An 18644-nucleotide genomic window follows, 5' to 3' on the forward strand; every position below is an offset into this window, starting at 1 on the left:
GAGCCGACCGGGGCCGTCACGACGACCCTCCGGCCGCGCCGGGCCCGGCGTCGGGCGGGAGGTCGGGCCCGACGTCGAGCAGCGCCAGCTCGGCCCGCGCCCGGTCGACGGCGGCGCGCACGCGCGCGTCGAGGAAGCCGTGCTCGAGCTCCGCGACGGCGTCGCCGCGGTCGAGCGACGCGTCCGCGACGAGGCGGACGTCGTCGACCCCGGCCTCGGTCAGCAGGCGCACGTCGTCGGGGTGCAGCCGGACGGCGACGACCGCGCCGTCGGCGACGGCCGTCGCGCGCGCGAGGGCCGCGCGGGCGGCCCCCGGCCGGTCGGTGAGCTCGTACCCGAGGACGGACCCCGCGAGGTCGAGCGCGCCCCGGACCGTGGCGTCCTGCGCCGCGGCGACGACGGGGACCGTCCGCTCGCCGAGCGCCCGGGCGGCCTCACGCAGGACGGCGACCGCGCGCGCGGTCCGCTCGTCGCGCTCGGCGGTGCGCCGCGCGTGGTCCGCCTCGAGCGCGGCGCGCAGGCGCTCCGCCTCGTCGCGGGCCGCGCGGGCCCCGGCCGCGTAGCCGGCGGCGTACCCGCGGGCCGACGCGGCCGCCTCGACCTCCGCGACGCGGTCGCTGCGCAGGACCGGCACGGCCCGCGGCACGAAGGAGGCGTCAGTAGACAAGCTCGTCCCCGTCCGTGCGGTGGATCGTGATCTTCTCGTCGGCCTCGAGGTTGCGGACGACGCGGACGATCTCCGCGCGCGCCTCCTCGACCTGGCTGATGCGCACCCCGCCCAGCCCGGCGACCTCCTCCTCCAGCAGCGCCCGGTTGCGCTCGGAGATGTTCTTCGTGATCGTCTCGACGACCTTGGCGGTCGTGCCCTTCATGGCGAGCGCGAGCACCGACATCTCGACGCCGCGCAGGATGATCTGCACGTCGCGCGCCTCGAACGAGGCGATGTCCTCGAAGGTCAGCATGCGCGAGCGGACCTCCTCGGCGAGCTGCGGGTCGCGGGCCTCGAGCCCTTCGAGGACCGCCTTCTCCGTGGCGCCGTCGGAGCGGTTGATGATGTCGACGAGCGGCTGGACGCCGCCGAGGATCTCGACCGGCTGACGCGGGGTGATGCTCGCGCCCATGCGGGTGCGGAACTGCTCCGACACGATCTTCACCGCGTCGGGCGACGCGGTGCCCATGGTCGCGAGCGCCTGCGCGACGTCGGTGCGGTAGTCGTCGGCCAGCTTGGCGAGCACCGCGGACGCGACGCCCGAGCTGAGGTGCGCGAGGACGAGGGCGACGGTCTGCGGGTGCTCGCCGTCGAGCAGGGACACGATCTGTCCCGGCTCGGTGCCGTCGAGGTACTCGAACGCCTTGCCCTGCATGCTCGCGACGAGACGCTCGACGACGTCGGCCGCCCGGTCGGCGCCCATCGACGCCTCGAGCAGCCCGACGGCGAAGTCCTTGCCCCCGCGCGGGCGCGGCGTCCCGGACAGCGCCATGTCGTAGAACTCGTCGAGGGCCGCGACCGCCAGCTCCTCGTCCACCACCTGGGTGCGCATGATCTCGGCGGCGACCTCCGAGGCCTCCTCCTCGGAGAGCAGCGACAGGACCGTCGCCGCCCGCTCCTGGCTGAGCTGCATGAGCACCAGGGCGACCTTCTGCACCCCGCTCATCGCGGCGACCTTGCGCGCCGCCTCGGTCGCGGCCGCCGCGGCGGCGGGGTCGAGGGCGGCCGCGAGACCGGCGGCGCCGGTGCCCGCGGGCGCCGTCTCGGGCGGTGCGGTCGTGACGCTCATCGCTGCGCCCCCGCCCGGTCCTCGGCGAGCAGCACCCGCAGGTACTCGGCCGTCTTGTCGGGGTCGGTCGCCGCGAGCGCGTCGATCTCGGCCCGACGCTGGTCGAGGCTCGTGAACCGCGGGGTCGGCGGCTGGATCTCCGGCCGCTCGGGCACGGGCTCGAGCTCGCCCTGACCGCCGCCGGACGGGAGCGCCGGGCGGTCGTCCTCGCGGTCGAGCTCGTGCAGGGTCGTCATACGGAGGTCCTCGAGGTCGACCGTCTCGCGCCGCTCGCGGCGACGACGGGCGCGCCGCACGGCCACGAGCACGATCACCAGGGCGATGAGCACCCCGGCGACGACCGCCGCGGTGCGCAGCATCTGCGCCCGGCTCTCGGCGGCGGCCGCCTCCTCCGCCGCGGCGAGCGCGGCCTGGGCCGACTCCGCGGCGCCCGTGTCGAACGGCAGCACCGCGACCTCGACGGTGTCCCCGCGCTCGGCGTCGATGCCGGCGGCGGCGGAGACCATCGCGGTGATCGCGGCCGTGTCCATGCCCCGCGCCACCTCGGCGTCGAGCGCGACGGACACGGCCTGCCGGGTCAGCGCGCCGGCGGGCGTCGTCGTGGTCTCGGTGACCTTGTCGATCGCGTTGTTGCGCGTGGCGTCCTCCGACGTGTAGCTGCTGTCCCCGCCGGCGCCGCCCGGGACGGCGATGTTGTCCGGTCCCAGCACCCCGGCGACGCCACCGCCCGCGCCGGTGTACTCCTCGGTCGTCGTGGACTCGTTGAGGACGGGCCCGCCCTCCGGCGTGCGGAACGTCTCCTCGAGACGCTCGGAGCTCGCCACGTCCATCTGCGCGGTCACCGCGACGGTCGAGTTCCCGGCCCCGACGACGCGGTCGAGCATCGCCTGCACCTGCCCGGACACCTTCTCCTCGTACTGCCCGGCCTGCTCGCCCGACGACCGCGCCCCGACGCCGACCTCGGAGAGCACCTCTCCCTGCGCGTCGACGACCGCGACGTCGGTGGGTGCCATGCCGTCGATCGACGCCGAGACGAGGTGGACCATCGCCTCGACCTGCTCGGTCGTGAGCTTCTGGCCGCGGGCGGGAGCGACGAACACCGACGCGGTCGGGGTGCCCTGCTCGGCCGCGAAGACCGTCTCCTCGGGGATCGCGAGCTGGACGGTCGCCGTCTCGACGCCGTCCATCGCGGAGAGGGTGCGGGCGAGCTCGCCCTCGAGCGCGCGCTTGTACGTCACGTCCTGCTGGAACTCGCTCGATGTGACGCCCATCTCGTCGAGCAGCGAGTAGCCGCCCGCCGACTCGTCGGCGGGCAGGCCGGCCGTCGCGGCCGCGAGCCGCTGCTCGTAGACCCGCTCCTCGGGCACGAGCACCGTGCCGCCGCCGTCGGTCAGCTCGTAGGGCACGCCCTGCGAGCGGAGCTGGTCGACGATCGCGGCGGCGTCCGCGCTCGACATGCCGGAGAACAGGGGCGTGTAGCTGGGGCGCGACGCCCACGACACGAGCGCGACGATCCCGACCACGAGGATCGCGAGGGCGAGCAGCGCGAGCGTGCGCTGGGCGATGGTGAAGTCGCGGACGGCGCCGAACGCGCGGCCGAACGTCGACCTGATCTTCTCGGGCATCGTCAGGCCTGCATCCTCATGATCTCGTTGAACGCGTCGACCGCCTTGTTGCGCACGGCGGCGACGAGCTCGAGGGTCGTCTGGGCACGGGTGGAGGCGATGGTCGCCTGGTGGACGCTCTCGAGGTCGCCCGTGACGGCGGCGATCGCCAGCTCGTTCGCGGCGCCCTGGAGCTGCTGCGTGCTGTCGACCGCGCCGCCCAGCACGTCGGCGAAGGCGCTCGCGCCCGCGGCACCGGTCGACCCGGTCGCGGCGGCAGCGGTCGCGGAGAGGCTCTCGACGCCGGTGAGGTACCCGGTGCCGGTCGTGGCCTCGACGGAGGGGATGGACATGAGGATCACTTCCCGATCTGGAGTGCTGCTTCGTAGGCCGTCTTCGCGCGGTCGATCACGGCGGCGTTCGCCTGGTAGCCGCGCTGGGCGAGGATGAGGCTGCCCATCTGCTCGGACATGTCGATGTCCGGGTAGCGCACGTAGCCGTCCTCGTCCGCGAGCGGGTGGTCCGGCTCGTACGTGAGCCGGCCCTCCGCGCTCCCCCACGCCGCCCCGGCGACGTACGCGCCCGGGTTCTTCTCGCCGCCCTCGGTGGCGAGGACGTAGCGGGCGCGGAACGCGGCGTCGTCGGTCGACGTGACGGTGTTGACGTTCGCGAGGTTGTCCGCGACGGCGTCGAGCCACTTGCGGTGCAGGGTGAGGCCGGTGCCGGCGATGCCGAGAGCGTCGTAGGTCATGTCAGGCCGTCCGCATCGCCGCGCGCAGGGCGGCGGCCTCGCCGCCGACGGCCTGGGTCGCGAACTGGTAGCGCAGGACGGTGTCGACGTTCGAGACGGTCTCGGTGTCGAGGTTGACGTTCGAGCCGTCGAGCCGGGTCGGCTCGAGCGAGCGGTCGACGGTGAAGGCGGTGCGCCGGGCGTCGCCGTCGGCGACGGAGGCCGCCAGCGCCTCCTCGAACTGCACGCGCTTCGCGGTGTAGCCCGGGGTGTTGATGTTGGCGACGTTCTCGGCGATGGCGCTCTGCCGGGCGGACAGCCCGTCCAGCGCGCTCTGGATCGCTACGGAGGTGACGGAGTCGAACACGGTCGCGGATTCCCCACGTCGTCGGTGTCGGCCGTCCGATGGCCTGCGGGGGGAGCGGTCCGTGCTCACCCTGAGCCGACGACGGCCGAGGGGCCGCCGTCGTGCGTCGTGCGCGCGCAGCGGGGACGCGTGCTGCGCGGTCGGTCGTGTGCTCACCCGACCCCTATGCAGGGTCGCGACGCGTGAGCCGTGCTCGCCCGGGAGCGCCGCCGGGCCGGAGGTGTCGCGAGGGTCAGGCGCTCACGTCGAGGTACGCCGCCGCGGTCGAGTCGTGCGCGCGGGGCACGCACGTCAGGGCACGGGAGTGCCGCCGGTTCTCCACGATGGCGGCGTGCAGGCGGTCCACCACGTCGGCCTGGCGGACCAGGACCTCGAGCGCGCGGTCCACGAGCTCGGCCGGGAGCCGCCCCAGCCCGGTCGGAGGGGTCCACGCGGCGAGGTGGGCGACGGCCGTCTCGCCGGCGTGCTCGCCCGCGACCGACGCCATCGCGTCGAGCTCGTCGAGGGCACGGGTCCAGGCCGTGACCGTGCCCGCGCGGTCAGGCGACACCGGTCGCTCCGCCGCCGTGCGCCGCGGCGCTCCCGTGCCCGGCGGGCAGCACCTCGGCGGCCTGGCGCCACGTCTCCTGGAGCGGCACGACGATCTCGAGGACCTCGTGCGTGCGCCCGATGTCGCGGTGGACGTTCGCGGCGACCAAGGCTTCGTGGACGTAGACGTAGAGGGCCATGAGGTCCTCGGCACCGTCCCAGACCGTGGTGTCGAGCGAGCCCATGAGCTCGGCCACGATCGCCTGGGCGTGCAGGAGCTGCTCGGACGCGGCGGCCCACCGCTCCTCGCCCTGCGCGGCCTCGGCCCGGCGCAGGTCGAGCACGAGACGGTCGTAGAGCAGCGTCAGCAGGCGCGCGGGGGACGCGGTGAGGATGGCGTCGCGCCCGTAGGCGCTCCGGGCGAGGTGGGTCACGGCGGTTCCTTCGCGGGAGGTGCGGCTCAGCGCTTCGAGGACGAGGAGGGCATGAGGGTCGCGAGCTGGCCCGTCAGCCACTGCTGCTGCGAGTCGAGCTTGGCGAGCTGGACCTCCATGACGGTGTACTGCGCGGTGAGGCGCTTGAAGCGCTGCTCGAGCCGCTGGTCCCACCGGGCGATCTGGTCGTCCAGGCGGGTGGCCTGGGTCTCGCGGTTCTTGACGGACGTCGTGAGGAGGCCGTCGTACTTGTCGGAGAGCATCTCGGAGGCCTTCTGGACGCGCGTCGCGACCTGCGTGAACGTGCTCATCGTCGTGTCGGGGTCGGCGGCGAGGGCCGCCGAGAGCTTCTCGGCGTCGAACGTGACCTCGCCGTAGCGCGTGATCTCGATGCCGATCGACGACAGCGACGCCCCGTCCACCGGGTCCGTGACGGCGCCGAGCAGCGACTGGCGCGCGTTGCGCACGATGGACTCGCCGGCGAGCGTCGCGCCGGAGGTCGAGCCGTCGGACCCGATGGTCACCTTGGTCTGCGTCCCGATGCGCGCGAGGATCGCGCTCACGGCGTCGACGAGGCTGCGGACCTTGTTCGCGCGCGCCTCGGGGTCCTCGGCGACGGTGACGGTGACGGGGTCGGCGGACGCCTTCGAGACGGTGACGTCGATGCCGGGAAGGAGGTCGGTGAACGTGCTCGACGCCGAGGTGACGGTCTGCTCGGCGGCGGTGCCGGCCCACAGGCGCACCACGGAGTCGGCGGCCGCCGTGACGGTGGCCGCGCCGGGAGCGGCGAGCAGGTTCGTCGCGGTGCCGGCGTCCACCTCGGCGGCGGTCCCGGCGTGGAACGAGAACGCGCCCGCGGCGCCCGTCGCGGCGCCCGTGAGCTGGAGGCGGTAGAGCTTCTCCCCCGTCGCGGCGTCGGTACCCGCACCGACCTTGACCGCGGTGACGCCCGCGTCGGCGCGGTTGATCGCCGCGACGACGTCGTCGAGCGACGTGGAGGCCGCGGTCAGCTCGGTGTGCTCGCCCGCGGCGTCCGTGAGGGTGAAGCGCGTCGTGGGAGCCGTCGTGAGGGTCGCGGTGACCGACTTCTGCGCGGTGGCGACGGCGTCGACGACGACGTCGATGCTCCCCGGGGAGGCGCCGGCGCGGGCGGTGACCGAGACCGCGTCGGACGAGCCCTTCGCGGTGAAGAGCGCGAGCGCGTCGCCGGCGGTGAGCTCCTTGGCGAGCTTCGCGAGCGCGGCCACGCGCGTGTTGAGGTCCTGGAGCGCGGAGATCTCGGAGCGCTCGGCCTTGACCTTGGCCTGGAGCTGCTGCTGCGGGATCGACTCGACGGCGATGAGCTGCTTGACGAGGTCTGCCGTGTTGAGACCGCTCGACAGCCCGGTGAAGGAGATGCCCACGCGGATCACCTCCAGGTGTGGGACGGGGGACGTGCTGGGGACGTGGTGCGGAGAAGACCCGGCGGACGGCGCGGAGGGCGGTCCGTGCCGCCCGCCGGGTGGCCGTCAGGGTCAGCCGAGGAGCTGGAGGACTCCCGAGCTGGCCTGGTTCGCCTGGGCCAGCATCGCGGTGCCGGCCTGGGACAGGATGTTGGTGCGCGAGTAGTTCATCATCTCCTTGGCCATGTCGACGTCGCGGATGCGCGACTCGGCGGAGGTCAGGTTCTCCGTCGCGACGTTGATGTTGGAGATCGCGTACTCCAGGCGGTTCTGCGTCGCACCCAGGCCCGAGCGAGCCGTCGACACAGCCTTGAGCGCCGTGTCGATCGTCTCGATCGCCGCCTGCGCGTTCGCCGCCGTGTTCACCGTGAGGGAGCTGCCGCCCGCGGTGTTGTACACGCCCGCCTCGAGGACCGTCTGGAGGTCGTTGGTGGTGAGGTCGATGGTGATGGTGTTGCCGTCACCGGTGCCCTCGGCGCCCACCTGGACCGTGAGGTCGGTCGCGCTGGCCTTGAGCAGGTCGATGCCGTTGAAGTTCGTCGAGTCGACGATCCGGTCGAGCTCGTCCGCGAGCTCGTCGAGCTCCGACTTGATGGCGGTGCGCGCGTCGGCGTTGTTCGTGTCGTTCGCCGCCTGCACCGACAGGTCGCGCATGCGCTGCAGGATCGACTGCGCCTCACCCAGCGCACCTTCCGCCGTCTGCACGACGCTGATGCCGTCCTGCGCGTTGCGCGCCGCGACGCTGTAACCGTTCACCTGGGCCTTGAGACCCTCGGCGATCGACAGACCCGCGGCGTCGTCCGCCGCACGGTTGATCCGCAGACCCGAGGACAGCTTCTCCAGCGACTTGCTCTGGCTGTTCTGGGTGCTCGTGAGGTTCCGGTACGTGTTGAGTGCCGAGACGTTCGTGTTGACGCTGAAGCCCATGATGAGTCCTCCGTGAGACGGGCGAGTGGATGATCCCCCAGCCCATCCATGGGCCGGTCACCGAGCACTCTCGGCAGCCACCACCCCCTCGTGGTCAGTGACCTGCATCACTTTTCGGGAGCCTCGGGGGCTCAGCCCAGGAGCTGCAGCACCGACGACGGCGCCTGGTTGGCCTGCGCGAGCATCGCCGTCCCCGCCTGCGCCAGCACGTTCAGGCGGGCGCCGTCGCGCAGCTCCTGGGCGAGGTCGGCGTCCCGGATCCGCGACTCCGCCGCGCGCAGGTTCTCCCCCGTGCTGCCCGCGACGCGCGCCGCGTGGTCGAGCCGGTTGATCGTCGCGCCCATGCGCGAGCGCTCCTCCGAGACGCGCGAGATCGCGCGGTCGATCGCCTCGACCGCCGCACGCGAGGTCATGTGCGCGAGCTCGGGGTACCCCGCGCCGGTCAGGCTCACGCGCAGGTCGCCGTCGCCCGCGACGAGCACCGACGACACCGCCCACGTCACGCGCGGGAGCTGGACGGCGATCGTCGAGGCGGCGTCCCCCTCGGCACCGACCTGGAAGGTCACGGTCGGCTCGCTCGCGAGGAGGAGCTGGTCGGCGAAGGCCGACTCGTTGTGGGTCCGGCTCACCTCGCGCGCGAGCGCCGACAGCTCGTCCTCCATCGCGGCGCGCGCGTCCGGCCCGTTCGTGTCGTTCGCGGCCTGGAGCGCGAGCTCGCGCATGCGCTGGAGCATGCTCTGGATGCCGCCGAGCGCGCCGTCCGCCGTCTCGAGCATGGCGACCGCGTCCGCCGCGTTGCGCTGCGCGACGGCGCTCCCGTTCGCCTGGGCCCGCAGGCCCTCGGCCGTCGTCAGGCCCGCGGAGTCGTCCGCGGCGGTGGTGATCCGCAGGCCGGACGCGAGCCGCTCCGCCGACGCGCCCTGCTCGCGCTGCGTCGTCGCGAGGCGGCGGTACGTCGTCGCCGCCGCCACGTTCGTCACGATCGAGAGACCCATGCGTGCGCTCCTGTCCCGCGCGGCCCGGGCGGGCCGGCTCGTCCGGTACCGGCCCGTCACCTCGACCGGCCTGCTCCTGGGGACTGTCGGACGCCGCGGCCCGACGGTGGCCGACGTCGACCGACGCCGGTCGACGCCGTCGCGGCCCGGGTCACGACGCCGCGGGCACCGCCCAGGCGGAGCGCTGCGTGGCACCGCCCGCGACGCGCTCGCCCATCGCGGCGAGGTACTCCCGCCGGCGGGCCGTGAGCGGCGCGGCCGGGCCCTTCGCCTCGCGGCCCGAGTAGTGGGCCTCGAGCCCCTCGCGGAGCAGGCGGACCGCCTCGATGCGCGCGTGCGAGACGGTCGAGTGGCTGATCCCCAGCTCGGCGGCGAGCTCGCCGACGCTGCGCCCCGCGAAGTACACCTGCTCGACGACGTGCCGCAGCTGGTCCGGCAGCGCGGCCACCGCCTCGCGCACCACGTGCCGTTCCTCGACGGACAGGACCTGCTCCTCCGGGGTCGGCGCCTCGAGCGCGACGTGGTCGTAGGTGGTGTCCTCCATCGCCACGATCGAGCGCCCGGCGTCGTCCCGCGCCGCGCGCACGTCCGCGACCGCGACGCCCATCGCCTCGGCAACCTGCGCGTCGGTCGGCTCGCGGCCGAGGGACGCGGTGAGCGACGCCGTCACGGCCGTCAGCGCCTTGATGCGGCGGCGCGCCGAGCGCGGGGCCCAGTCCTGCGAGCGCAGCTCGTCGGCGAGCGCCCCCACGATGCGGCGCCGCGCGTACGCGCCGAACGGCACGCCGCGCGTCGGGTCGAAGCTCGTGGCCGCCGTGGTGAGGGCGACCGCGCCGACCGACGCGAGGTCCTCGCGCGAGAGGTGGTCGGCCCGCGCGCACAGGTCGGAGACGAGGAAGCCGACGAGGGCAAGGTTGTCGACGACGAGAGCGTTGCGCTCGGAGAGGTTCACGCCGAAGCACCTTTCTGCTGGGGCGGGCCCGGTACGGCACCGGGAGACGCGGGTGAGGCACGCGGTGGCACCGCGTCCTGACCTCTCCCATGCAGCGGGCGCGGGGATCAGCCGCCACATGCGCGCCGCGCGTGCCGACAGTGGGTCTCGAGCGGGCGCTGCCCGCCGTCCCGACCGACCACCGCGCACACAAGGGAGAGCCACGTTGGGCCCTCAGGAGCTGTCGACCCTGCTGTGGCGAGAGCGCGAGCTGCTCGAGATGCTGCTGTTCAAGCTCGAGGAGGAGCAGCTGCTCCTCACCGCCGGCCGCACCCGCTGGCTCGCCCACGCGAACCGCGAGGTCGAGACCGTGATGGAGAAGGTGCGCGAGGCGACCCTCGTGCGCACCGTCGCGTCCGAGACCGTCGCGGCCGAGTGGGGCCTGGCGCCCGACGCCACGCTGCGGGAGATCGCCGCGGCCGCCCCGGCCGCGGGGCCCTGGCGCGAGATCTTCGAGGGCCACCTCACGGGCCTCACGGAGCTGACGGTGCGGATCAAGACCGTCCGCGACACGAACACGCAGTTCGTCAACCACGCGTCGCGCTCGACGCAGGAGACGCTCGCGACGCTCGGCGGCGAGCCCCGCACCTACGACGCGACCGGCGCCACCACGGACCGGTCCGACGTCGCCCGCCTCTTCGACACGGTGCTGTAAGGAGTCCCGCCCATGAGCTCGTTCTCCATCCTCAACACCGCCTTCCGGGGCATGAGCGCCGCCCAGGCGGGCATCGACGTCACCGGTCAGAACGTGGCCAACGTCAACACGCCGGGCTACACGCGCCAGCGCGTGCAGCAGTCGGCCACGGCCCCGCTCACCGAGATGGGCCTGGGGCGGCTCTCGCAGTCCGCGCGGTCCGGCCAAGGCGTGTCGATCGACGGCGTCGCCCGGCTCGGGAACCTCTTCCTCGAGTCGCGCGTGCGCCAGACGGCGTCCGCCGACGGGTACGCGAGCGTGCGCGCCGCGGCGTTCACGGCCGTCGAGGACATCCACGGCGAGCCCTCCGACACCGGGCTGTCCGCCGCGCTGCAGTCGTTCTGGGGCGCGTGGCAGGACGCCGCGAACTCCCCGGGCAAGGACGCCCAGGCCTGGGTCGTGGTCGAGGAGGCCGGCGCCGTCGTCGACCGGATCGTCGACGGCCGCGCCCGCGTGGAGGCCGCGTGGGGCCAGGCGCGCACGAGCGCGGGCTCGCTCGTGGCCGAGATCAACACGGTCGCCGACAAGATCGCCGCCCTCAACACGCGCATCCTCGACGCCTCCGGCCAGAACGGCTCCGCCAACGAGCTCGTCGACCAGCGCAACCAGCTCGCAGCCGACCTGGCGCGCCTCGCGGGCGCCCAGACGAGCACGAACCCCGACGGCACCGTCAACGTGCTCCTCGGCGGGAACCTCCTCGTCGACGGCCACCACGTGAACGAGGTCCGGCTCGTCGGGTCCTCGACGCTCGACGGCGCGGCCGACGACGCGGTGCGGCTCGAGTGGTCGCACCGCCCGGGCGCGGCCGTCGGGCTCGAGGGCGGCGAGCTCGCCGGGCACCTGTCGGCACTCGCGCCGGTGTCGTCCGGCGGGATCTACGCCCAGGCCGCGGCGGGCTACGACGCGCTCGCGTCGGCGCTCGTCACGCAGGTCAACGCGCTGCACACGACGGGCCTGACGCCGTCGGGCACGCCGGGCGGCGCGTTCTTCGCGATCGAGCCCGGCAGGTCCGCGGGCGCCGGCCTGCGGGTCGCGGTGACCGCGCCCGGCCAGGTCGCGACCGCCGCCGTCGGGGCGGGATCCCTCGACGGGTCCGTGGCCGACCGCATCGCCGCGCTCGGGAGCGCCGGCGGCGGTCCCGACGCGGTGTGGTCGACGCACGTCACGCAGCTCGCCGTGAGGTCGAGCTCCGCCGGCTACGACGCGAAGCTCGCGACCACGGCGTCGACGGCGGCCTTCAGCGACCTGCTCTCGCACTCCGCCGTCTCGCTCGACGAGGAGACCGTGAACCTCATGCAGTACCAGCACGCCTACCAGGGCGCGGCCCGCGTGCTCACCGCCGTCGACGAGATGCTCGACCACCTCATCAACCGCACCGGCCGCGTCGGGCTGTAGCCCACGACCAGGTCCGCAAGGGGAGAACCGTGCGCATCACCAACCAGATGCAGGCCTCGTACGTCACGAGGAGCCTGCAGTCCAACCTCGCGAGGATCGCCGAGCTCCAGGAGCAGGGCACCTCGGGGCGCAAGCTCACGCGCGCCTCGAGCGACCCGTCGTCCGCGGCGGACGCCCTCGCGATCCGCGGCCGCCTCGCGGCCGAGCAGCAGTACGACCGCAACATTGCGAACGGCGAGGGCTGGCTCGCGACGCTCGACTCGACGCTCGGCACCGTGACCGACATCGTCCAGCGGGTGCGCGACCTCGTCCTCCAGGGCGCGTCGGACACGACGTCGACGGAGGGCCGGGAGGCCGTCGCCGCAGAGCTCGTGGAGCTGCGCGACGAGCTGCTGCGCCAGTCGAACTCGACGTACCTCGGGCGCACCGTCTTCGCCGGGACCTCGGACGAGGGGGTCGCGTTCCGCGACGACTACTCGTTCACGGGCGGCGGGGCGTCCGTCGAGCGCCGCATCGGCGTCGACTCGACGGTGCGCGTCGACATCGACGGCGCCGCCGTCTTCGGCACCGGGTCCGGCTCGGTGTTCGCGCTGCTGGACACCGTGGCGGCCGACCTGCGGGCCGGCAACGGGAGCGGCAGCCATCTCGCCGCCGTCGACGCGCGGCTCGACGCGGTCCTCACCCAGCACACGACCGTCGGCGCGCGCCAGAACCAGCTCGAGCGCGCCGCCGACACCAACCTCGGCAACCGCACCTCGCTCGAGACGCGCCGCGGCGCCATCGAGGACGTCGACCTCGCCGAGCTCGCGATCGACCTCCAGCTCAAGCAGGTCGCCTACCAGGCGACCCTGAGCATCGGCGCCACCCTCCTGCAGCCCTCCCTCCTGGACTACCTCCGCTGATGACCACGCTCACCTTCGTCACCCCGCCTCCCGGCCTCGCGGCCCGCCGGTTCGAGCTGCTCACCGAGCAGGGCGACGGCGTCTACACGCTGTCCGCGCTCGACACCCCGGGCGTCGAGATGCTCGTCCTCGACCCCGGCCGCTGGGTGCCCGGCTACTCCCCCGCCATCCCGTCGTCCGACCTCGCGCGCATCGGGGCCGAGGACACCGACCCGCTCGTGCTCGTCGTCGCGAGCGTGCGCGCCGGCGGCGTGCACGCGAACCTCATGGCGCCGGTGCTCGTGCACCCCGACACGGGCGCCGCGGTCCAGTCCGTCCTCGACGGCCAGGGGCTCGACCTGCGACGGACCCTCGTCACCGCCTGACGTCGCGGACGACCGCGTCCCCACCCCCACCACAGCCACCCCGGCGCCGCTCACGGCACCGGGGTGGCTGTCCGTCGTCGTGCCGTGCGGTGCGGTGCCGGGACGCGCACCGGGACGGGCACCGGGGACGAGCACCGGGCCGGGGACGACGAGAGGCCGGGCCCGGGGGCGTGCGCCCCCGGCCCGGCCTCCGCACGGGTCGGTCCCGTCGCCGTCAGGCGAGGACCACCGTCAGCGCCCCGCCGCCGTAGCCGGCGATCTCGATCTCCGCGTCCAGCCGGCGACCGGTGCTGCGCAGGAACGACACGGGCGCGCCGGGCAGCGGCCCCCGCGTCGAGTCGAACACCTCCGCGAGCTTGAGGTGCGGCGCGTCCTCCGCGTTGAAGAGCGCGGCGGTGACGTTGAGGACCTCGGACAGGTTCTCGAGCAGGACGTCGCTCAGCGTGCCCTCGGCCGCCGCGTCCTGGGCGGGGCCGGGCGGCACGAGGCCGATCGAGGCGCCGAGGTGGGCACCGAGCGGGACGTCGACGGCGACGACCGCCTCGACCTGCGCCCGGTGGCTGACGTAGGTCGCGGCGATGACGCCCGGCCGCGTCTCGGGCGTCAGGAGCGCGCTCGCGCGCACGGCCGTGCACCCGCGGCCGACCAGTCCTGCGTACAGGTCGCGGATCTCCTTGAGCTCGGGCAGGGGGGTCGTGGTCACAGGGGGCTCCTCCGGGGGGACGTGCGTCGGGTCAACGGACGTGGGGACGCAGGACGTCCTCGAACGTGTCCGCGTCGAACGGCTTGGCGATGAGGAACAGGGCGCCCTCGGCGTCCGCGAGCTCGCGCATCTGCGGCGAGCCCTCCGACGTGACGAAACCGAACGGCACGGTCGACCCCGCGGCGCGCAGCGCGCGCAGGACGTCGATGCCGTTCATCTCCGGCATGTTCCAGTCGGACAGCACGAGGTCCGGCTGCTCCGCCTGGGTGAGGGCGAGCGCCTCGGCGCCGTCCCCGGCCTGCAGGATCTCCCAGTCCTTGAACCCGGCCTGGCGCAGGGTCCGGACGACGATCTGCCGCATCACGCGGCTGTCGTCCGCGACGACGACTCTCACAGCTGTTCTCCGTCCTTCGAGGTCCACAACGAGATGACGAGGGGTTCGCCGCGCCACAGCAGCGCCTGCGCGTGGTCGGCCGCCCGCGCGACCGCCGGGCCCGTGGTGTCGACCACGGGCAGGGTGAGCGAGGAGCCGCCGTCGAGCATGCCCTTGAGGTTCCCGCCGACGACGTTGGCGACCTCGCCGAGCGCGTCGCGCACGTCGTCGAGGCCCACGGTCTCGTCGTCGCCCAGCTGGAGGAGCGCGCGCGCGATGCGGTCCGCTGTCGGGCGGGCGGTCACGACGAGCGTGCGCCACGAGGTCGGGCCGACGATGTCGACCCACGCGTGCACGGGGTCGGGGATCGGCGCCCCGAGGGCGTCGACGGGCTCGAGCAGGCCCGGCTCGCCGTCGACCATGGCGGCGAAGAGGTCCTGGGCGATGGGCAGGACGCTCTGGGTGAGCGTGTCCCGGGTGTCGATCATGCGAGCTCCTTGGTCGGCAGGAGCCCGAGCATGTCGAGCTTGCCCATGAGTGCGTCCGGCGTGAACGGCTTGATGAGGTACTCGTGGGCACCGGCGGCGAGCGCGCGCACGATGCGCGACTGCTCGGACTCCGTGGTGATCATCATGAGCGTGAGGTCGCGCCACTCGCGGCGCGCGCGGACGGCCTGCACGAACTGCAGCCCGTCCATCACCGGCATGTTCCAGTCGACGCACGCGAGGTCGAAGCGCTCGCCCGCCTCGAGCAGGTCGAGCGCCTGGCGTCCGTCACCCGCCTCGGCGGTCTCGAAGCCGAGATCCCTCAGCGTCGTGGCGACGATGCGGCGCATCACGCGGGCGTCGTCGATGATCAGCGCTCTCATGCGCTGCCTCCTCGGAGTCGGTAGATGGAGCCCTGCGTGACGTCGACCCGTTCCCACGCGGGATCGACGCCGACGGTGGTCTCGGCGGCCCCCAGCAGGAGGAAGCCGCCCGGCCGCACCCGGCTGCGGAGCCGGGCGAGGATCGACTGCTTGGTCGGCATGTCGAAGTAGATGAGCACGTTGCGCAGGAAGACGATGTCGAACATCCGCGGCCCGGGCGGTGCCGTGAGCAGGTTGTGCTGCTGGAACGTGAGGTTCTCCCGCAGCGCCGGGTCGACCTCCCACTCGGCGCCCACGCGCCGGAAGTTGCGCACGAGCATGGGCGCGGGCAGGCCCCGGTTGATCTCGAGCTGGCTGTAGCGGCCCGTCCGGGCCCGCTCGACGACCTGCGCGTTGATGTCCGTCGCGAGGATCCGGTAGCTCCGCACCCGCTCCTCGCGCAGGACCATCGCGATGCTGTACGGCTCCTGGCCGGTCGAGCACGCCGCGGACCAGATGCTGAGGTCCGCGCCCGCGAGCTCCGGCAGGATCGCCCGGCGCAGGGCGGTGAACGGCGAGGTGTCGCGGAACCAGGACGTCTCGTTGGTCGTCATGGCCTCGACGACGCGCACGGTCTCCGTCGGGGAGCCGCCCCGCAGGTAGCGGCGGACGTAGCTGTCGACGGCGTCGGGGCCCTGCAGGCCCTTCTCGCGCGCGAGCGGCCCGAGCCGGGCCTCGACGAGGTACTCCTTGCCCGGCGCGAGCTGGATCGCGCTGTGCTTGCGGACCAGGTCGCTCACGTAGGCGAACGACTGGGTCGAGACGGTCATGCGTGCGCTCCTTCGGCCGCACCGACGATGGCGCGGGCGACCTGGTCGAGGGGAAGGACCGCGTGGGCGTGCCCCGCGGTCGTGACGGCACCCGGCATGCCCCAGACGACCGAGCTCTGCTCGTCCTGGGCGAGCACGTGGCCGCCGGCGCGGGCGATCTCGCCCGTACCGTCGCGGCCGTCGGAGCCCATCCCCGTGAGGACGACGGCGAGCAGGTCGCCGCCGAGCGTGCGGACCGCGGAGCGGAACAGGACGTCGACGGCGGGGCGCGTGAAGTTGACGGGCGGCCCGTCCGTGACGAGGGTCGTCAGGCCCGTGCCCTGGCGGCCGAGCTCGAGGTGCCGGCCGCCGGGCGCCAGGTAGGCGTGACCGGGACGGAGCACCTCGCCGCCGGCGGCCTCGACCACGGTCGTGGGCCCCGCGCGGTCCAGGCGCTCGGCCAGCTGCCGCGTGAACACCGGCGGCATGTGCTGGACCACGAGCATCGGGACGGGCAGCGGCGTGGTCAGGGACGACAGCACGGTCCGCAGCGCCTCCGGCCCGCCTGTGGAGGAGCCGACGACGACCGCGCGCACCGGTCGGGCCGGGGCGGGACGCCGGACCGCGGTCGTCGTCCCACCGGACCGCGCCGTCGGGGCGGCGGGCGCGCGCGGGACGAGCGCCTTGATCTTCGGCGTGAGCTCCAGGCCGACGCGCTCGAGCGCGGTCTGGACCGACCCGCTCCCGCTCGGCTTGGTGACGTAGTCCGTGGCTCCGGCCGTGAGGGCGTCGAGCGTCGCGGCCGCCCCGCGCTCGGTGAGCGTCGAGAACATCACGACGGGCATGCGCCGGCCGGCCGCGCGGAGCGCCCGGACCGTCTCGATGCCGTCCATGACGGGCATCTCGATGTCGAGCGTGACGACGTCGGGATCGAGCTGCTCGACCTTCGCGAGGGCGAGGCGACCGTCGGCCGCCGTGCCGACGACGGTGATCTCGGGGTCCCGGTCGAGCGTCTGCGCGACGAGGCGACGGATCACGACGGAGTCGTCGACGACGAGCACGCGGATCATCGCCGACCTCCTCGGGCGCGGCGCGCGCCGGCCGCGCGGGGTGTGGGCGTCATGGCCGGCGGTCTCAGAGCCGGAACCGGGAGACCTGGGCGTCGAGCAGCTCGGAGACGTGGGCGAGCTCGCCGACGGCGACGTTGAGCTGCTCCATCGACCGGGCGCTCTCCTGCGCGCCGGCGGCGATGCCGGTGATGTTGCCCGCGATCTCGCTCGACCCCGTCGCCGCCTCCTGCACCCCCCGCGACATCTCGTTCGTCGTCGCCGTCTGCTCCTCCACCGCCGACGCGATCGTCAGCTGGTAGTCGTTGATCCGCCCGATGATGTCCGCGATCTCCCCGATCGCCTCCACCGCACCCACCGTGTCCCCCTGGATCGCCTCCACCCGACGCGCGATGTCCTCCGTCGCCTTCGCCGTCTCCTGCGCCAGCTCCTTCACCTCGCTGGCCACCACCGCGAACCCCTTGCCCGCCTCACCCGCACGAGCCGCCTCGATCGTCGCGTTCAACGCCAACAAGTTCGTCTGCTCCGCGATCGACGTGATCACCTTGATCACGTCACCGATCTCCTGCGACGACGTCCCCAGCTTCTGCACCGTCTCGTTCGTCGCCGCAGCACGCTCCGTGGCCTTGTTCGCCACCTTCGCCGCCTCGTTCGAGTTCTGCGCGATCTCCCGGATCGAAGCCCCCATCTCCTCCGCACCCGCAGCCACCGTCTGCACGTTCTGCGACACCTGCTCCGCCGCCGACGCCACCACACCCGACTGCGCCGCCGTCTCGTCCGACGACGCCGAGAACTGCGCACCCGCCGCAGACAGCTGCTCCGTCGCCGCAGCCACCGCCTCCGACGTCCCCGCCACCTCCGCGATGATCCCCCGCAAGTTCTCCTGCGCACTCGTCAACGCCGCAGCCATCTGCCCCAGCTCGTCACGACCCACCACCTCCGCACGCACCGTGAGGTCGCCGTCGCCCAGCGCGGTCAGGCTCCTCGACACCGCACCGATCCGGACGGCGATGCCGCGCGCCACGACGTAGGACAGCGCGGTCGCCGCGAGGGCGCCGAGCACCGCGACGAGGATCGTGGCGAGCAGCGCCCGTGCCGCGAGCGTGTCCGTCTCCTCGGCGAGCTCCGCCGCCTGCTCGCCCTGGGACACCGTCTCGACCTGCATCGCGTCCAGGACCCCCGTCGTCAGGGGGCGGACGGTGTCGTCGAAGTACGCGGCGAAGCCCGCGGTGTCCCCCGCGTCCGCGAGCGGGAACAGCTCGCCCTCGGCCGCCGCGTAGTACGCGCCCAAAGCGGCGACGAGCGCGTCGACGTCGGTCTGGCTCACCGCGTTCGGACGGTACGCCTCGATCTGGGCCTCCAGGTCGACCTTGCGCTCCACCAGCTCGTCGAGAAGGCTCGCCCGGGTCTCCGCGTCCGCGATCCCGTACTGGACCACGCGGGCGCGGTCACCCTGGAAGGCGCGCTGGATCTCCGTGAGCTGCTGCAGCGGCGTGACGTTGCCGCGGTACATCTCGTCGGCGTCCGAGCGCAGCTGGCGCATCGAGACGAGCGCGACGGCCGTGATGACGGCGGTCACCACCACCATCACGAGGACCGACGTGAGGATCTTGACGAGGACGGGGCGGTCCCCCCAAAGGCGTCGGGGCGCGTCCTGCTGCTGGTTCGTGGTCATCGTGGTCGTCTCTCCGCG

23 protein-coding genes are annotated in these 18644 nt (G+C 73.7%); 4 read left to right on the top strand and 19 right to left on the bottom strand.

The genetic code is table 11. The features are described 5' to 3' along the window. Positions 1-16: 16 nt before the first annotated feature. The 12 genes from BXA05_RS00525 to BXA05_RS00580 all read right to left on the bottom strand — a co-directional run bounded on the left by BXA05_RS00525 (position 17) and on the right by BXA05_RS00580 (position 9757). The gene (locus BXA05_RS00525) at positions 17-667 is read right to left on the bottom strand and encodes a FliH/SctL family protein (RefSeq protein ID WP_083711187.1); all 651 of its coding nucleotides are present in this window, start codon (positions 665-667) and stop codon (positions 17-19) included. Further along, positions 657-1778 (bottom strand): flagellar motor switch protein FliG, encoded by a 1122-nt coding sequence (gene fliG, locus BXA05_RS00530; RefSeq protein WP_076403305.1) that lies wholly within the window; start codon positions 1776-1778, stop codon positions 657-659. Before fliG ends, BXA05_RS00525 begins: the two co-directional genes overlap by 11 nt. After that, the gene (fliF, locus tag BXA05_RS00535; protein WP_076403307.1) at positions 1775-3403 is read right to left on the bottom strand and encodes a flagellar basal-body MS-ring/collar protein FliF; all 1629 of its coding nucleotides are present in this window, start codon (positions 3401-3403) and stop codon (positions 1775-1777) included. Before fliF ends, fliG begins: the two co-directional genes overlap by 4 nt. A 2-nt stretch (positions 3404-3405) precedes the next feature. After that, positions 3406-3735: a flagellar hook-basal body complex protein FliE gene (gene fliE / locus BXA05_RS00540; protein WP_061266694.1), complete on the bottom strand. Its 330-nt coding sequence runs from the start codon at positions 3733-3735 to the stop codon at positions 3406-3408. Between the two features lie 5 nt (positions 3736-3740). After that, positions 3741-4133 (bottom strand): flagellar basal body rod protein FlgC, encoded by a 393-nt coding sequence (locus BXA05_RS00545; protein ID WP_021482578.1) that lies wholly within the window; start codon positions 4131-4133, stop codon positions 3741-3743. Position 4134: 1 nt separating this feature from the next. Continuing rightward, entirely contained in the window at positions 4135-4479 is a 345-nt protein-coding gene (locus BXA05_RS00550; protein WP_021482579.1) for a flagellar basal body rod protein FlgB, read from the bottom strand. A 232-nt stretch (positions 4480-4711) separates the two neighbouring features. Then, positions 4712-5029 (bottom strand): hypothetical protein, encoded by a 318-nt coding sequence (locus tag BXA05_RS00555; protein WP_061266689.1) that lies wholly within the window; start codon positions 5027-5029, stop codon positions 4712-4714. Next, on the bottom strand, positions 5019-5441 hold the full coding sequence (gene fliS, locus BXA05_RS00560; protein ID WP_021483132.1) for a flagellar export chaperone FliS: 423 nt from the start codon (positions 5439-5441) through the stop codon (positions 5019-5021). The genes BXA05_RS00555 and fliS overlap by 11 nt, the downstream gene beginning before the upstream one ends. A gap of 26 nt (positions 5442-5467) precedes the next feature. Next, positions 5468-6844: a flagellar filament capping protein FliD gene (gene fliD / locus BXA05_RS00565; RefSeq protein ID WP_061266688.1), complete on the bottom strand. Its 1377-nt coding sequence runs from the start codon at positions 6842-6844 to the stop codon at positions 5468-5470. A gap of 111 nt (positions 6845-6955) precedes the next feature. Then, on the bottom strand, positions 6956-7810 hold the full coding sequence (locus BXA05_RS00570) for a flagellin N-terminal helical domain-containing protein (RefSeq protein WP_076403308.1): 855 nt from the start codon (positions 7808-7810) through the stop codon (positions 6956-6958). Positions 7811-7941: 131 nt separating this feature from the next. Beyond that, on the bottom strand, positions 7942-8805 hold the full coding sequence (locus tag BXA05_RS00575; protein ID WP_076403310.1) for a flagellin N-terminal helical domain-containing protein: 864 nt from the start codon (positions 8803-8805) through the stop codon (positions 7942-7944). A 151-nt stretch (positions 8806-8956) separates the two neighbouring features. Next, the gene (locus BXA05_RS00580; RefSeq protein WP_061266685.1) at positions 8957-9757 is read right to left on the bottom strand and encodes a sigma-70 family RNA polymerase sigma factor; all 801 of its coding nucleotides are present in this window, start codon (positions 9755-9757) and stop codon (positions 8957-8959) included. Positions 9758-9962: 205 nt separating this feature from the next. Here BXA05_RS00580 and BXA05_RS00585 point away from each other — a divergent pair, with 205 nt between their 5' ends. Genes BXA05_RS00585 through fliW form a run of 4 tightly spaced genes read left to right on the top strand, consistent with a single transcriptional unit; the run spans position 9963 to position 13152 of the window. Next, the gene (locus BXA05_RS00585) at positions 9963-10451 is read left to right on the top strand and encodes a flagellar protein FlgN (protein WP_021483253.1); all 489 of its coding nucleotides are present in this window, start codon (positions 9963-9965) and stop codon (positions 10449-10451) included. A 12-nt stretch (positions 10452-10463) separates the two neighbouring features. Continuing rightward, positions 10464-11885 carry a flagellar hook-associated protein FlgK gene (gene flgK / locus BXA05_RS00590; RefSeq protein WP_076403311.1) on the top strand — a complete coding sequence of 474 codons (1422 nt, stop codon included), beginning with the start codon at positions 10464-10466 and terminating at the stop codon, positions 11883-11885. A 29-nt stretch (positions 11886-11914) separates the two neighbouring features. Continuing rightward, positions 11915-12787 carry a flagellar hook-associated protein FlgL gene (flgL, locus tag BXA05_RS00595; protein ID WP_241005902.1) on the top strand — a complete coding sequence of 291 codons (873 nt, stop codon included), beginning with the start codon at positions 11915-11917 and terminating at the stop codon, positions 12785-12787. After that, positions 12787-13152 (top strand): flagellar assembly protein FliW, encoded by a 366-nt coding sequence (gene fliW / locus BXA05_RS00600; protein ID WP_021483278.1) that lies wholly within the window; start codon positions 12787-12789, stop codon positions 13150-13152. Before flgL ends, fliW begins: the two co-directional genes overlap by 1 nt. A gap of 214 nt (positions 13153-13366) precedes the next feature. On the opposite strand, the gene BXA05_RS00605 is transcribed toward fliW, so the two are convergent. From BXA05_RS00605 to BXA05_RS20625, 7 genes are all read right to left on the bottom strand, one after another. Beyond that, positions 13367-13855: a hypothetical protein gene (locus BXA05_RS00605; protein WP_021482434.1), complete on the bottom strand. Its 489-nt coding sequence runs from the start codon at positions 13853-13855 to the stop codon at positions 13367-13369. A 31-nt stretch (positions 13856-13886) separates the two neighbouring features. Next, entirely contained in the window at positions 13887-14249 is a 363-nt protein-coding gene (locus tag BXA05_RS00610; protein ID WP_021482435.1) for a response regulator, read from the bottom strand. Next, a complete protein-coding gene (locus BXA05_RS00615) occupies positions 14246-14716 on the bottom strand; it encodes a chemotaxis protein CheX (RefSeq protein WP_076403313.1) in 471 nt (156 codons plus the stop codon). The genes BXA05_RS00610 and BXA05_RS00615 overlap by 4 nt, the downstream gene beginning before the upstream one ends. Beyond that, a complete protein-coding gene (locus BXA05_RS00620) occupies positions 14713-15096 on the bottom strand; it encodes a response regulator (RefSeq protein WP_021482437.1) in 384 nt (127 codons plus the stop codon). The genes BXA05_RS00615 and BXA05_RS00620 overlap by 4 nt, the downstream gene beginning before the upstream one ends. Then, entirely contained in the window at positions 15093-15905 is an 813-nt protein-coding gene (locus tag BXA05_RS00625) for a CheR family methyltransferase (RefSeq protein ID WP_043658116.1), read from the bottom strand. The genes BXA05_RS00620 and BXA05_RS00625 overlap by 4 nt, the downstream gene beginning before the upstream one ends. Next, positions 15902-16954, bottom strand: coding sequence for a protein-glutamate methylesterase/protein-glutamine glutaminase (locus tag BXA05_RS00630; protein WP_076403314.1), 1053 nt, complete (start codon positions 16952-16954; stop codon positions 15902-15904). Before BXA05_RS00630 ends, BXA05_RS00625 begins: the two co-directional genes overlap by 4 nt. A gap of 64 nt (positions 16955-17018) precedes the next feature. After that, a complete protein-coding gene (locus BXA05_RS20625; protein ID WP_076403316.1) occupies positions 17019-18626 on the bottom strand; it encodes a methyl-accepting chemotaxis protein in 1608 nt (535 codons plus the stop codon). Positions 18627-18644: the final 18 nt, after the last annotated feature.

Origin of the sequence: Cellulosimicrobium funkei (assembly GCF_900155925.1) — a bacterium.
Classification (GTDB): Bacteria; Actinomycetota; Actinomycetes; order Actinomycetales; family Cellulomonadaceae; genus Cellulosimicrobium; species Cellulosimicrobium funkei.

What these genes read in the sequence shown, in the direction of transcription:
- fliG (WP_076403305.1), bottom strand. Translation starts at nt 1,778, where the DNA reads ATGAGCGTCACGACCGCACCGCCCGAGACGGCGCCCGCGGGCACCGGC.
- fliF (WP_076403307.1), bottom strand. Translation starts at nt 3,403, where the DNA reads ATGCCCGAGAAGATCAGGTCGACGTTCGGCCGCGCGTTCGGCGCCGTC.
- fliE (WP_061266694.1), bottom strand. Translation starts at nt 3,735, where the DNA reads ATGTCCATCCCCTCCGTCGAGGCCACGACCGGCACCGGGTACCTCACC.
- BXA05_RS00545 (WP_021482578.1), bottom strand. Translation starts at nt 4,133, where the DNA reads ATGACCTACGACGCTCTCGGCATCGCCGGCACCGGCCTCACCCTGCAC.
- BXA05_RS00570 (WP_076403308.1), bottom strand. Translation starts at nt 7,810, where the DNA reads ATGGGCTTCAGCGTCAACACGAACGTCTCGGCACTCAACACGTACCGG.
- BXA05_RS00575 (WP_076403310.1), bottom strand. Translation starts at nt 8,805, where the DNA reads ATGGGTCTCTCGATCGTGACGAACGTGGCGGCGGCGACGACGTACCGC.
- flgK (WP_076403311.1), top strand. Translation starts at nt 10,464, where the DNA reads ATGAGCTCGTTCTCCATCCTCAACACCGCCTTCCGGGGCATGAGCGCC.
- fliW (WP_021483278.1), top strand. Translation starts at nt 12,787, where the DNA reads ATGACCACGCTCACCTTCGTCACCCCGCCTCCCGGCCTCGCGGCCCGC.
- BXA05_RS00615 (WP_076403313.1), bottom strand. Translation starts at nt 14,716, where the DNA reads ATGATCGACACCCGGGACACGCTCACCCAGAGCGTCCTGCCCATCGCC.
- BXA05_RS00620 (WP_021482437.1), bottom strand. Translation starts at nt 15,096, where the DNA reads ATGAGAGCGCTGATCATCGACGACGCCCGCGTGATGCGCCGCATCGTC.
- BXA05_RS00625 (WP_043658116.1), bottom strand. Translation starts at nt 15,905, where the DNA reads ATGACCGTCTCGACCCAGTCGTTCGCCTACGTGAGCGACCTGGTCCGC.
- BXA05_RS00630 (WP_076403314.1), bottom strand. Translation starts at nt 16,954, where the DNA reads ATGATCCGCGTGCTCGTCGTCGACGACTCCGTCGTGATCCGTCGCCTC.
- BXA05_RS20625 (WP_076403316.1), bottom strand. Translation starts at nt 18,626, where the DNA reads ATGACCACGAACCAGCAGCAGGACGCGCCCCGACGCCTTTGGGGGGAC.